This is a genomic window from Alkalibacterium subtropicum (assembly GCF_900112455.1).
Classification (GTDB): domain Bacteria; phylum Bacillota; class Bacilli; order Lactobacillales; family Carnobacteriaceae_A; genus Alkalibacterium; species Alkalibacterium subtropicum.
On record NZ_FOLT01000004.1, the window covers coordinates 175,699 to 188,784 of the forward strand.

Genomic DNA, 13,086 nt, shown 5'->3' on the forward strand with positions numbered 1-13,086 from the left:
AATTAGTTTCTCCTATTTATTTTTTGGTACTCCATAAACACGTTTAGGTTTTAACACGACAACACTTAAGGCCGGCAATATAACTTCGACTGCATAGTCTTTACCATGGACCGACTCTTCAGTGGTTTTAAGTACCCCTTGAGGCGTCGTCCAGGTGCCGCCAAGGGCATCCCACTCAGTATTCCAGACTTCTTCATACTGTCCCTTGAAAGGCACACCGACTTTTACGTTCTGCCTTTCGACAGGGACAAAATTGCATAAAACGACAAGAAAATCTCTCGGTTTCTTTCCATTACGGATAAAGAACAGTAGGGATTCATCTGCGTTGTCTGCCTGCAGAATCTCTGTTCCTGCCGGCTGGTGATCCACTTCCCAAAGCGCCCTGTGTTCCTTATAGAAAGCATTCAGCTGCTGGGTGAATGCTAAATGTTTCGCATTCATTGAGTCATTCAGGCTGTCCCATACAAGCCCTTCCTGGAAGCGCCATTCAAGGAACTGTCCAAATTCGGCCCCCATAAACTGAAGTTTCTTGCCGGGATGCATCATCCGGTATGTTTCGATCGTTCTTAGTCCTGCGAACTGATTGTACCGGTCACCGAACATCTTATGCATCATTGATTTTTTGCCGTGAACAACTTCGTCGTGTGAAAAAGGCAGGACGTAATTTTCATTGAATGTATACATGAATGAAAAGGTAATCAAATTAAAATGGTCTTTTCTGTATAAAGGATCCATTTCAAAGAAACGGAGCGTGTCATTCATCCATCCCATATTCCACTTGTAATTGAAGCCCAGTCCACCTTCGTGCACAGGGTGCGTCACTTTAGGCCAGGCCGTGCTTTCTTCAGCCATCATTAATACATCCGGATGTCTTTCGAATATTTTCTTATTCATGATCTGTATAAATTCGACACCCGATTTATTGATATTCGTTCCTTCGTCATTTGGTGTCCAGTCCCCCAGGTCGTAATCCAGATACAGCATGTTGCTGACTGCATCGACGCGCAAACCATCCAGATGGAACTGTTCCAGCCAGAATAATGCATTCGATATCAGATAACTGCGTACCTGATTTTTACCCAGATCAAAATTCAATGTTCCCCACCGGTTGTTGTTTGCCTGATTTGGATCACTATATTCAAACTGAGGCGTCCCATCAAAATAAGCCATTCCATAATCATTTCGATTAAAATGACCCGGTACCCAGTCCATGATGACACCGATATTTTCCTGGTGAGCCGTCTCCACAAAATCCTGCAGTTCTTCGATCGTGCCGTACTTGGAAGACAGTCCGAAAAAGCCTGTGGCCTGATAGCCCCAGCTTGCATCAAGCGGATGTTCCATCAGGGGCATGAATTCGATATGTGTGTACCCTAGTTTTTTCACATAGGGGATCAGTTCTCGTTTCAACTCTTCGATCGTATACCATGAACCATCTTCATGGTGTTTCCATGAGCTCAAATGCACTTCATATATATTCAAAGGACGATTGTAGATTTCGAGTCTTCTACGATTAGCCATCCACAAACCGTCTTTCCACTGTTTAGCTGGCAGATCACGCACAACGGCTGCATCGTTAGGCCGGACCTCAAACTCATAGGCATACGGGTCTATCTTGTATGCCACAGACCCGTCTGCCTGCACGACCTTGTATTTATAACATTGTCCCTTCTTGGCTCTTGCGTCTTTTAATCTGAACATACCTGTTTCTTCAACTTTCTGCATCTCATCTAGTTCAGACCATTCATTGAAGTCCCCGACCAGGTAAACTGCCTGCGCATGTGGTGCCCAAACGGTGAAAACATAGCCATCTTCCACTTTTTTACATCCCATAGTGGTATAGCTGTCATACTGCGTCCCCTCGTTAAACAGATAATAAGATGCCAGATCTTTATTATCATATTCTAACTTTTCTTTTCCATCACTCATTAATATCCCCCTTTGTGAAACCAATCTTTCTAAGTCCTGTAACATTAGGACTGTAACAAATGGTATTGTAGTACCATTGTAACGTAATACCTATACTATACCAAACTTTTCATCTTGTGAATAGTTATCAATCGAAAGATTTTAACGATTTTTTAATCGGCCCCAGGACCGATGACAACCCTTTCTTAAAATGGTATGATGACCTTGTAAGATCGTTAACGAATAAGCAGAAAGGAGGATTTCTACAAATGGAAGGATTACTACTAGGTTTAGGGTTCATTGGAGTGGCCGTCGCCATCCTCACACCCTATTTAAAAAGTGGGGCCGGCCTCGCACTCATAAGCACAGCCGCCTATTTTCACTTTATTGGAACGGAGACCTGGCTGCCGATCGTGCTGTTTACTGCAGGCTTATTGCTCATTGTCTTTGAGATCTTCGTCCCGGAATTCGGCGCTGCGGGAATCATCGGTATCGTACTTCTGATTTCCGGATTGTATTTAACTATTGGTGATTTCGGACAGACGATCAGAGATCTGAGTTTATCCGTAGTCATAACCACCGGTGTCATTATCTATCTCATAAAAAACGGTTATTCCTTGTCGAACGTCAATAAACTCATTCTGCAGACCAATATGCAAAGTTCAAATAATAACAAAACCGTCGAAAAAGACATTATTCAAGTCGATGATGAAGGTGTCGCTGTCACCCCGCTCCGCCCATCTGGTAAAGTAACTTTTGGTGATGACCCTACTTTATATGATGTACTAAGTACAGAAGGACATATATCAAAAGGAACAGCAGTAATCGTAGATAAAGTCAAAGGAACAAAGATAACAGTTAGAAAAAAATAGATAGGAGAAATGACTATGGATTTATTGGGTAACGGATACATTGGCATCATCATCACCGCAGTGGTCATATTAATACTGATCAGTGTCTTTCTGCGTTTTGTTCCAGTGGGATTGTGGGTCACAGCCTACTTCTCAGGAGTTAAAGTCGGCATCGGGACGCTGGTAGGAATGCGACTGCGTCAAGTCAGCCCCCATTCGATCATTCGTCCTTTGATCAAAGCGACGAAAGCCGGACTTCACTTATCAACAGATGAACTGGAAGCCCACTATTTAGCCGGAGGGAATGTCAACGCTGTGATCGACGCCTTGATTGCTTCTCATCGTGCTGAAATCGATCTGGAATTTGAAAAAGCTGCAGCCATCGACCTGGCTGGACGTAATGTATTTGAAGCTGTTCAGGTTTCGGTCAACCCTAAGGTTATCGTGACACCGGACATTGCCGCAGTGGCAAAAGACGGTATCGAAATCATCGCTAAAGCGAAAGTTACGGTACGCGCAAACATTGAGCGCTTAGTCGGTGGTGCCGGAGAGGATACGATCATCGCCCGTGTCGGTGAAGGGGTCGTTACCACAGTCGGTTCCGCTGAAAAGCATTCGGATGTCCTTGAGAACCCTGACATGATTTCTCAAACTGTCCTCGGCAAAGGTCTGGATGCCGGCACGGCTTTTGAAATCCTGTCCATCGATATCGCGGACGTGGATGTCGGTCGAAACATCGGCGCTAAGCTGCAGACAGAACAGGCTGAAGCTGATAAAAACATCGCGCAGGCCAAAGCTGAAGAACGCCGTTCCATGGCTATCGCTCAAGAACAGGAAATGCGTGCTGAAACTCAGAAAATGCGCGCCAAAGTTGTTGAGGCTGAAGCTGAAGTTCCTCTTGCCATGTCAGAAGCATTGCGCAGTGGCAACTTAGGTGTCATGGATTATTATAAAATGAAAAACGTGAATGCAGACACAGAAATGAGAACAGCTATTTCCGGACAGTCATCTGAAGAAGAAGAGTGATCACCATGTCATTCATAATTATCTGGATCATTCAGTTACTTGTGTTCTTCGCTATTGTTTCATCCATTGCCACTATCTTTTCCAGGATCACTAAAAACGCATCCAGACAGGTGCCTAGAAATGACCCGAGTGAGATGGAGGTCCCAAAACAAAGGGTTGAAACCATCAGACGCAATGAAAAGAAACCGGAGAAAAAAAGCAACCGTCCGGAACGGGAATCAAAATACACACGCACACCACGTGCCAGAGACAAGGTACGCGAATCGCATAAGCCACTGATCAAAGAAGTCACTACTATAGAAGATCCCTACCGTACTAAAGAAAAAAAAGTATCGCCTTCTTTCAATAGAAAAAGATTGAAGGAAGCCATCGTCTACAAAGAGATATTGGATAAGCCCGTCTCTATGCGAGACGACTAGTTAATGATAAATAAAAGCTTCAAACAAGAAAAGACAGACTGCAGTCTGTTCTTCTCTGTTTGAAGCTTTTCATTTACTCTGAATGAGCCATAAAAAAGTCTCTCTTTATTTCAATAAAACGCTCAATATCTCTCAGGATCTGAAATAAAATAGCCCGGCTTTCAAATTCTTCTCTTGTTTTAGGCAATTCTGACTGTCTGAAGTGACGATACAGCACCGAAATATGCTCCAGCAGCGACAGGCCTGCGTTCTTTTCATGCAGCTGCTTGGAGATATCATCGAACAGCTGGGCAAGGGCCCTGTTCTGTTCTGTTTCAAGCCGTACAGCCGTTATATTCTGTATCATCACTTTCAGCAGATCAAGCTGTCGTTCTCTCATTTGTGTGTACTTGATGTAATAGTCACTATTTTTGACTAACTGGTTTTCATGATCCATCAAAGCTATCTTTTCGGTCTCCTCCAGAAGAGCGGAAAGTTTGCGTGCCTTTGAATTCAGATCCTGATGTACAGTGCTTCCCATGAGATAAGTATAGAAAAGACCTAAAAACTGACGCAGTTCCTCTTCGATCGAATGGATCTTCTGATTTAAATCTTTCTCATAAGAAGGCATCCATAAATTGAAAAGGATCGCGACCACCGCCCCAATAGCCATTAAAAGCAAGCCATTGATCTGCCAGTATAAAGCGATGCTCTCAGCCACGACAAAGTGCGTGACCAAGACAGAACAGGGAGCGATTCCTGACTGAAGGTTATACTTGTACGCAGCAGGGACATAGAAAAGCAGATACAGACTGAATGTCAAAACAGAAAAGCCAAAAACATAAAAAATCACGGAGGCAATAAAAAAAGCCACTACTGTCGACGCTAACCGCTGATATGCCGTAGCTATCGACTCCTTTTTTGTATCCAGCACACTTAAGATGGCAATAATGCCTGCTGCCAGCGGATATTCCAGATCGAGCGCTTGCGCGATCAGTATGGAAATAAAGGTTGCGAGGACGATTTTTATTGTTTTCAGTTTGATGGTCATGCACTCTGTCCTCCCTTATTTTGTTCCATTCAATTCAGTTATCCTTTAAACACTGCAGTCATTGAACCTGCGTCATAAGGTCCCTGATTTGATGATAGAAATCAGCAGCCAAAGTCCCATCACTCCTGCTCCTATAAAAATGATGATAGCAAATAGGGAAACCCCAGCAGCTTCCGCCATGACAAATATGATGGCGGAGGCGAGAATGAGCGCAGCGATGATAACAGCAAAAACTAATCGGTTGACCATTTTATTTACTTCACGCCATTTTTCATCAAAATGCACCAGATCGATGTGCAGCATCAGTCGCCCATTATTAACGGTATCCAGAGCACGTTTGAGTGCAGAAGGAAACTTGATCGAATCCATCGCCAGCTGATAGGTGCTCATTTTCACTTTAGCAGAAGAGAAGGATTCAAAGATTTCGATATCATCACTTGACTTGATATAATCCGATGCGATCTCCAGGATATTTATATCAGGATGAAGCTCGGTTACAACCCCTTCCAAAATCGTTAAGGATTTAGCTAAAAGAATGAAATCATTGGGCATGACCATTTTGTATTTGCGCGTGACGTGCAGGACATCAGAAAAGAATGAACTTAAATCGATTTGTCCAAAGCTTTTAGAAATATAAGACTGATAAAAATCATCCAGATCTTCTGAGAATTCGAACCGGTCGACTTTTTCTTTCGTGATGGCCATCTGCAGTAACAGGTTCATCAGCTGGTCGATATCTTCAAATACGATAGCTCTCATCATTTTTATCAGATCTTTTTTTACTGCTTCAGACAACTCTCCGATAATCCCGAAGTCAATAAATACGATTTTATTATCGCTTAGTATGATATTCCCGGGATGGGGGTCGCCGTGGAAATACCCATCTTTAAATACCTGGGACAAAATGGAAAAGACCAGTTTTTCTGCGATATCTTTTTTGACATAACCCTCTTCTCTGATTTGCTGAAGATTCAGACTTCTGATGCCTCCGACGTAATCCTCGACCAGGACACGCTTGGATGTATAAGGCAGGTATGGGCTCGGGACACTGACGGCATCGTTTTGCTTATTCAGCTGCTTGAATTTAACAAGTGCCTGACCTTCATTTCTGAAATCAAGTTCTCTCTTTGTGGTTTCTTCGATTTCTTTAAAAGCCGCTTCCACATCCACAAGCATCTCTTTTACCGTCTCAGGAGCCATGGAAACGATTCGAGAAAACAGCTTGATATCTCTGAGAAGATTCTCTTCGATTTCAGGACGCTGAACTTTAATAACAACATCTTCACCGGTTAGTAGTTTAGCCTTATGCACTTGAGCCACAGAGGCACTTGCTATCGGTTTTTCGTCGACCCACTCAAATACGTCAGACAGAGATTCCTTGAATTCCTCATGAAATATCCGACTGATCTCAGAAAATGGGAAAGGTGGTGCATCGTCTCTTAGCTTAGACATTTCATTTATGTAACTGGGAGGCAATAAATCTTGACGCGTCGAAATGATCTGGCCGATTTTAATAAAACTCGGACCAAGCTCTTCGAAAGCCAAGCGCAGGTTTCGAGCATCCTGTTCTTTATGTTTCGTTCGCAGGCGCGTGCGGTAAATATGCCCAAACCCATAAGATGCCAGCACACTGGCGATTTCTCTCAAACGTTCACGATTATTTTTCACGTGTCTGCCTCCTCTCTTTAAGTTGAAAAGAGGTGCTGACCAAGGATATGATCAACACCACCAACCTTATGCATCAGTAGATTTATTATCGAGTTTTCTTTCAAGTTCTTTTACTTTTTCTTCTAAATCATCGATGTCCTGTCGCTGTGCTACATTCATTTCCAGCAGTACGGCTTCCAGTGTCTCTTTATCTTCCGAAGTCAGGGTGTTATTTTTCTTCTGTATCAATTCTTCTGTCAATTTTTTGCCCTCAGAAACGGTCAATTTCCCACGACTGACTAATTTATCTACCTGCTCGACAGCTTTTTCAACCGCGATCGCTGTAGAGCCAACTCCAATCAACAGCGCTTTTTTGATATCTTCTAACATATGATAACCCCTTTCGTTAATGTACAACCCCATTATATCATTCATTTGTTCTGATGTCAGATATAAGCAAATTCAAACTTTTTAAGGAACGATATTGCCTGCGGCACGATATATACTGTACCATTCCTCCCGTGTCATCATCACTCCAGAAGCTTTGGCATAATTTCGTATCCGTTCCGGTGTCATTGTACCCAGAATGACCTGCATCTGTGCCGGATGTCTTAAAATCCACGCAATCGCCATTGCTTCATTGTCCACATCGTATTTTTTGCCGATTTCTGTCAGCTTATCATTGACTTCCTGATATTCAGGATTGTTCAAAAAGACCCCTTTTTCAGCATGGACAGGAGACCACGGCTGGATCGTCATATCATTGATGCGGCTGTAATCCAGTATCGCCCGGTCATGATCGATAGAATTCTCGTTTTTGGTATTCACATGAATCCCTGCATCAACCATACCGGTATGCATCACGCTGAATTGCAGCTGGTTGGCTATCAAATCCTGATCGATGTATTTTTTCAGGAGTTCGATCTGCAGCGGACTATGATTGCTTACTCCGAAATGCTTCACTTTTCCAGCTGAATACAATTCATTAAACGCTTCCGCTACTTCTCCCGGCTCGACAAGCGCATCAGGACGGTGCAGCAGAAGCACATCTAAGTATTCAGTATCCAGACGTTTTAATGACCCTTCTACTGTTGAAATAATGTGTTCTTTAGAGAAATCGAAAAAGCCTGAACGGATCCCTGCTTTAGACTGCAGGAGTATGTCGTCTCTTTTGATAGATGTTCTCTTTAAAGATTCTGCGAAACGCTTTTCCGATTCACCTTTTCCGTAGATATCTGCATGATCGTAAAAATTGATGCCTTCATCAAAAGCTGTTTCAATCACTTTTGCTGCATCTTCAGCGTTCAGTTTATCCATACGCATACAGCCTAAGGCAATTTCAGACACGTTCAAATCTGATCGACCTAATTTGATTTTTTTCACATTGAACCCTCCATATATATGATACTTTTATTGTACTCTCTTTGTAAGATAATTGCTAAACTTACACAAAGCACGAATATGATTCCTTCTGAACTTTTGTGTCAAAAATGTGTCAAAAAAATTACTTATATTAAATCAGCTCATTTGTGACAGAAAAGTGTCAAATAGTATTGCATTTTCTTATAAAACCTCTAAAATAGTAATTGTAACAAATTGTTCACACTTTTCTGAAATCTTAAATCGAGTATACATACTCACACTTGGACTTTTGAAAGGAGCCATAATCCATGATCACATTATATGTCTCTCCGAGCTGCACATCTTGCCGAAAAGCTAAAGCATGGTTAGAAGAACAGAAGTTACCCTTTACTGAAAAAAACATTTTTCATGAACCTTTAACGAAACAGGAAATCAAACGGATACTTAGTCTGACAGAGGAAGGTACCAGTGAACTCATCTCTTATCGTTCACAGGCTTATCAGTCATTAACACTAGACATCGAGGACTTATCCATGAACGAACTCTTGGATTTGTTTACCGAACAGCCAAGCCTGATTCGTCGTCCGATCATAATGGATGACCGTCGTTTACAAATCGGCTACAATGAGGAAGAAATCAGATGCTTCCTTCCGCGTAAGGTCCGTGAAATCGAACTGGCAGAAATCCATCGTCAATTAGCGGTCGTCGATTCAGCCTAAAATATAGTTCTTAAAAACGGAGTAGATGACATCTACTCCGTTTTTTCTTTGCTTCCAGACACTTGATTATTATCCGCATCTGCTTCTACTTTCGGTTTTTCCTCTGATTTTTGTTTCTTTACTTCATCATTCTTACCTTTCAGTTCTTCACCGGGTTTAAAGTTTTCTTCGGCTTCTCCTAAAATCTGTTTTTCGTATTCCTCTTTATTGTACAAATAGACATACTGGAGTATTTTAAGAACAGGACGCATCAGCAGGAAAAAACTGGCAAATATATATAAATACATACCGATACGTTCCATATTTGTAAAGGTCTGGACTAAGCTTCCCGATAAATATAATCCACCTGTAAGCAAATCATTGGTCAAGGATACGATCGTATAGTAGTTCTGAAAATAGACACGGAACCCACCCACTTTTACAACGACATCCTCATCTTTTCCAGGTTCAACTTTATGTTCTTTTTTCTCTATTAAAGGTTTTTTCGGTCTGATTGGTTTCTTAGGCAACATGCTTTTTTACACCTCTCACTAAAAACTGATTACATATAGAATAGCAAAAGAAAGGAAGCGGGTCATGAAATATGACTTAAAAACAGGCTGTCCACGAATGCTTCGATGTTTACGAAACGCTATCGGTCTTATCGAGCAAAAAAAGGAACTCAAAGAGCTCCTTTTTTTGGCAAACTATTTTTATCATTCGTTTGTTATGAGTTCTAGAGGTGCAGCAATATACTCTTCGATTTCTTCTCCGTCGAAGTATTCATAAGCTGTTTCCATTGCGATGCGTCCCATTTCATCTGGCTGCTGTGCAATCGTGGCATCCATACGTCCGGCTTCAATGGCTTCTAAAGCATCATCATTTCCGTCAAATCCGACAACAACGATATCCTCAGCCAGTCCTGCTGCTTCGATTGCTTCTAAAGCGCCTAGGGCCATTTCATCATTCTGTGCAAAGACAGCTTCAACATCTGAATTACTCTGGAGCATATTCTCCATGACAGTCAAGCCTTCTGAACGGTTGAAGTTGGCTGTCTGGCTGTCCACAACATCCAGTCCTTCTTCTGCAACATTCATGAACCCTTCTCCACGTTCACGTGTAGCGGAAGCTCCTGGTACACCTTCCAGCTGAACCGTTACTGCGCCTTCACCTACAAGGTCAATAATGTACTGAGCCGCCATTTCTCCTCCTTCAACGTTATCAGAAGCAACCAGCGTCACCACATCTCCGCCTTCTGTCGAACGGTCGATCGTAATAACAGGGATACCCGCACTGTTAGCTGATTCGATGGCCGGTTCGATCGCGGCTGAATCGACAGGATTTATGAGCAGCACATTGACGTCCTGCTGAATGAGGTCATTGATATCGTTCAACTGTTTAGCTGTATCATCCTGGGCATCTACCGTACGGACCTCTGTCCCTTCAGCTTCAGCCGTATTCACGACCCCTTCTTCCAGTGAGACAAAGAACGGATTGTTTAACGTTGACAAGGATAGACCAACAACCATTTCATCTCGCTCGACACTTTCGATATCTGTTTCACCGTTATCTTCAGTATTGCTTCCTTCTAATCCTGTCGTTCCACACGCTCCCAATAGTAATGCTGATGCACTGAACAATGCGACTAATTTTTTCATCTTTGTTTCCTCCTAATATTTTTTATATTTTTAATCATTTTTTCTATCTAATAATACAGCAATGATGATGACGATCCCTTTAACGACCTGCTGATAAAAACTGGATACTCCGATCAGGTTCAGGCCATTATTCAATGTCCCGATTATAAGCGCACCGACAAGCGTACCGAACAATCGGCCACGTCCGCCTGAAAGACTGGTTCCGCCTAAAACGACAGCGGCAATAGCGTCCAGCTCATAAGAGGTCCCGGCGGTCGGTTGTGCAGAGTTCAATCGGGATGCCAGGATCAGACCTGATAAAGATGCCATGAATCCGGAAATAGCATAAACAGCTATCTTGATGCGATCACTTTTTATCCCTGCGATATAAGCAGCCGTTTCATTCCCACCGATAGCGAATGTTTTACGGCCGAAAGTCATCTTATGAAGGACAACATAGAGGATGCCGAATGCGACAGCCATCAATACGACTGGGAAAGGGATACCGAAGAGATACCCTTTACCTATGAACTGAAAGAAAAAACTGTCACCGATTCCAGTTATCGGATTTCCGTCAGTATACACGAGAGTCAAGCCGCGATATATCGTCATCGTTGCCAGTGTGGCTATAAATGGAGCCGTTTTACCTTTTGTAATGACCACTCCGTTCACTGCTCCCAAAATCGCTCCGATAACTAAAGCGGCAAGCGTGGCTATTACCGGGCTCCATCCCCCGGCGATCATCCCGGCTCCCAATGCCCCACTGAGTGCCAGGGTCGAGCCGACCGACAAGTCGATCCCACCTGTAATAATAACGAATGTCATCCCAAAGGCAATGAGTCCATTAATGGATACCTGACGCAATAAATTCAGGATATTACCGATCTGAATGAAATTCGGATTCATGATCGTTACAAAAATCATCAACACGATCAGGGCGAAAAACGGACCTAACTTCCGTAACATTTCACTTCTGTTTTCTTTTTTCTTTGATACATTACTCACTTCTGCACTCATTTGTATCCTCCTGTCGCTAAGGTCATGATTTTTTCTTCTGATAGCTCTTCTTTTTCTACTTCGCCGGCAATGTGGCCTTCGTGAACGACGATGACCCGGTCACTGATACCGATTATTTCAGGCAGGTCACTGGACACCATAATGATACCCACGCCACGTTCCGCCAGTTCTTTCATCAGCATGTAAATTTCGCGTTTAGCTCCAACATCGACACCCCGTGTTGGCTCATCGAGTATGAGGACACGTGAACCGGCACCGATCCATTTAGCCAGGACGACTTTCTGTTGATTACCTCCCGAAAGGGTACTGACTGGAACCTCGCCGCTGACTGTTTTTACAGTCAGTCGTTTGATCAGCAGGTCGGCAAATTCCTTTTCTTCTTTTGTATTGATCCAGCCTGTACGGCTGAATTCATTGATGGAAGGCAATGAAATATTCTCTCTCAGTGAATCCTCCAGTATCAAACCTTCTTCTTTCCGATTCTCGGTCAGAAACCCGATCCCTTTTTGAATGGCATCAGCCGGTGAGTTTATCGTTATTTCTTCACCATCGAGCATCAGCTTACCAGAAGCCAGTTTATCCATACCAAATATACCACGCATGATTTCTGTACGGCCTGCTCCCATTAAGCCTGATACACCAAGGATTTCGCCTTGACGAACACTGAAGTTGATGTTCTTATAGTGTCTGCCATCACTTAGATCTTTCACTTCAAACAGGACATCCCCGTTCTCTGTTTCGATATCCGGATAGTAATCTTCCAGATCCCGACCGACCATTTTACGGACGACTTCATCATTATCAGTCTGAGCCGTTGGTTTTGTATCCACACTCACGCCGTCCCGCATCACAGTGATCCTGTCACTGATGGCAAAAATTTCTTCCATACGATGTGAAATATAAATAATGGCAACATTTTTAGCTGTCAGTTTTTCGATCGTATCAAACAGCACGCTGATTTCCCGTTCTGTCAGCGCTGCCGTGGGTTCATCCATGATGATGACTTCCGCATTTGACATGAGAGACTTCGCGATTTCCACCAGCTGCTGCTGACCCACAGATAGCGTCCGCATTTCTCTATTCAAATCGATATTTACGCCTAAATCTTCAAATAACTTCTGAGCTGTGCTGCGCATATCTTTTGTTTTTATCCATCCCCAACTGGTTTTCATTTCGCGTCCCATAAACAAGTTTTCCAGTACCGTCAAATCCGGCCAGGTAATCATTTCCTGATGGATAAAACTGATGCCATTTTCTTCTGCCTCTTTAGGATTATCAAAGGTTCGCTGCTCTCCGTTGATATAGATCGCACCGGAATCATATTTATGCAACCCGGTCAGGATATTCATCAAGGTAGACTTCCCTGCCCCGTTTTCACCCATTAGGGCATGAACTTCACCCGATTTAATATCGAGGTTCACACCTAAGAGGACTTTATTGCTTCCAAAACTTTTGACTATATCTTTCATTTGAATTTCCACTACTGCTTGC

13 protein-coding genes are annotated in these 13,086 nt (G+C 43.0%); 4 read left to right on the top strand and 9 right to left on the bottom strand.

The genetic code is table 11. The features are described 5' to 3' along the window. Positions 1–12 precede the first annotated feature (12 nt). Complete coding sequence (glgB, locus tag BM049_RS05935; protein ID WP_091529461.1) at positions 13–1,929, bottom strand: 1,4-alpha-glucan branching protein GlgB; 1,917 nt, start codon at positions 1,927–1,929, stop codon at positions 13–15. Between the two features lie 248 nt (positions 1,930–2,177). On the opposite strand from glgB, the gene BM049_RS05940 reads away from it, so the two are divergent. From BM049_RS05940 to BM049_RS05950, 3 genes are read left to right on the top strand one after another with little or no spacing between them, the layout of a single operon-like run. After that, positions 2,178–2,780, top strand: a complete 603-nt coding sequence (locus BM049_RS05940) for an NfeD family protein (RefSeq protein ID WP_091529463.1) — start codon at positions 2,178–2,180, stop codon at positions 2,778–2,780. Positions 2,781–2,795: 15 nt separating this feature from the next. Continuing rightward, on the top strand, positions 2,796–3,785 hold the full coding sequence (floA, locus tag BM049_RS05945; protein ID WP_091529464.1) for a flotillin-like protein FloA: 990 nt from the start codon (positions 2,796–2,798) through the stop codon (positions 3,783–3,785). A 5-nt stretch (positions 3,786–3,790) separates the two neighbouring features. Then, positions 3,791–4,204: a hypothetical protein gene (locus tag BM049_RS05950; RefSeq protein WP_091529466.1), complete on the top strand. Its 414-nt coding sequence runs from the start codon at positions 3,791–3,793 to the stop codon at positions 4,202–4,204. Positions 4,205–4,277: 73 nt separating this feature from the next. Here BM049_RS05950 and BM049_RS05955 read toward each other — a convergent pair whose 3' ends face one another. From BM049_RS05955 to BM049_RS05970, 4 genes are all read right to left on the bottom strand, one after another. Continuing rightward, positions 4,278–5,234, bottom strand: coding sequence for an aromatic acid exporter family protein (locus BM049_RS05955; protein ID WP_091529467.1), 957 nt, complete (start codon positions 5,232–5,234; stop codon positions 4,278–4,280). Positions 5,235–5,306: 72 nt separating this feature from the next. Next, on the bottom strand, positions 5,307–6,902 hold the full coding sequence (locus BM049_RS05960) for an ABC1 kinase family protein (protein WP_091529469.1): 1,596 nt from the start codon (positions 6,900–6,902) through the stop codon (positions 5,307–5,309). Positions 6,903–6,968: 66 nt separating this feature from the next. Then, positions 6,969–7,271: a phasin family protein gene (locus BM049_RS05965; RefSeq protein ID WP_091529471.1), complete on the bottom strand. Its 303-nt coding sequence runs from the start codon at positions 7,269–7,271 to the stop codon at positions 6,969–6,971. Between the two features lie 81 nt (positions 7,272–7,352). After that, a complete protein-coding gene (locus tag BM049_RS05970) occupies positions 7,353–8,264 on the bottom strand; it encodes an aldo/keto reductase (protein ID WP_091529473.1) in 912 nt (303 codons plus the stop codon). 287 nt (positions 8,265–8,551) lie between these two features. Between BM049_RS05970 and spx the strand changes: the two genes are divergently transcribed. Beyond that, positions 8,552–8,962, top strand: coding sequence for a transcriptional regulator Spx (spx, locus tag BM049_RS05975; protein ID WP_091529474.1), 411 nt, complete (start codon positions 8,552–8,554; stop codon positions 8,960–8,962). Between the two features lie 32 nt (positions 8,963–8,994). Here the strand turns inward: spx and BM049_RS05980 are convergent, their stop codons facing one another. The 4 genes from BM049_RS05980 to BM049_RS05995 all read right to left on the bottom strand — a co-directional run bounded on the left by BM049_RS05980 (position 8,995) and on the right by BM049_RS05995 (position 13,076). Further along, on the bottom strand, positions 8,995–9,474 hold the full coding sequence (locus BM049_RS05980) for a YrhK family protein (RefSeq protein WP_091529476.1): 480 nt from the start codon (positions 9,472–9,474) through the stop codon (positions 8,995–8,997). Between the two features lie 183 nt (positions 9,475–9,657). Further along, positions 9,658–10,599, bottom strand: a complete 942-nt coding sequence (locus tag BM049_RS05985; protein WP_091529477.1) for a D-ribose ABC transporter substrate-binding protein — start codon at positions 10,597–10,599, stop codon at positions 9,658–9,660. A 30-nt stretch (positions 10,600–10,629) separates the two neighbouring features. Then, a complete protein-coding gene (locus BM049_RS05990; protein ID WP_091529479.1) occupies positions 10,630–11,595 on the bottom strand; it encodes an ABC transporter permease in 966 nt (321 codons plus the stop codon). Continuing rightward, positions 11,592–13,076, bottom strand: a complete 1,485-nt coding sequence (locus BM049_RS05995; RefSeq protein ID WP_091529481.1) for a sugar ABC transporter ATP-binding protein — start codon at positions 13,074–13,076, stop codon at positions 11,592–11,594. Before BM049_RS05995 ends, BM049_RS05990 begins: the two co-directional genes overlap by 4 nt. Positions 13,077–13,086 lie beyond the last annotated feature (10 nt).

Bases quoted from the DNA above. Each gene is read 5' to 3' on its own strand.
- glgB (WP_091529461.1), bottom strand. From the start codon at position 1,929: ATGAGTGATGGAAAAGAAAAGTTAGAATATGATAATAAAGATCTGGCA.
- BM049_RS05940 (WP_091529463.1), top strand. From the start codon at position 2,178: ATGGAAGGATTACTACTAGGTTTAGGGTTCATTGGAGTGGCCGTCGCC.
- floA (WP_091529464.1), top strand. From the start codon at position 2,796: ATGGATTTATTGGGTAACGGATACATTGGCATCATCATCACCGCAGTG.
- BM049_RS05950 (WP_091529466.1), top strand. From the start codon at position 3,791: ATGTCATTCATAATTATCTGGATCATTCAGTTACTTGTGTTCTTCGCT.
- BM049_RS05955 (WP_091529467.1), bottom strand. From the start codon at position 5,234: ATGACCATCAAACTGAAAACAATAAAAATCGTCCTCGCAACCTTTATT.
- BM049_RS05965 (WP_091529471.1), bottom strand. From the start codon at position 7,271: ATGTTAGAAGATATCAAAAAAGCGCTGTTGATTGGAGTTGGCTCTACA.
- spx (WP_091529474.1), top strand. From the start codon at position 8,552: ATGATCACATTATATGTCTCTCCGAGCTGCACATCTTGCCGAAAAGCT.
- BM049_RS05980 (WP_091529476.1), bottom strand. From the start codon at position 9,474: ATGTTGCCTAAGAAACCAATCAGACCGAAAAAACCTTTAATAGAGAAA.
- BM049_RS05985 (WP_091529477.1), bottom strand. From the start codon at position 10,599: ATGAAAAAATTAGTCGCATTGTTCAGTGCATCAGCATTACTATTGGGA.
- BM049_RS05990 (WP_091529479.1), bottom strand. From the start codon at position 11,595: ATGAGTGCAGAAGTGAGTAATGTATCAAAGAAAAAAGAAAACAGAAGT.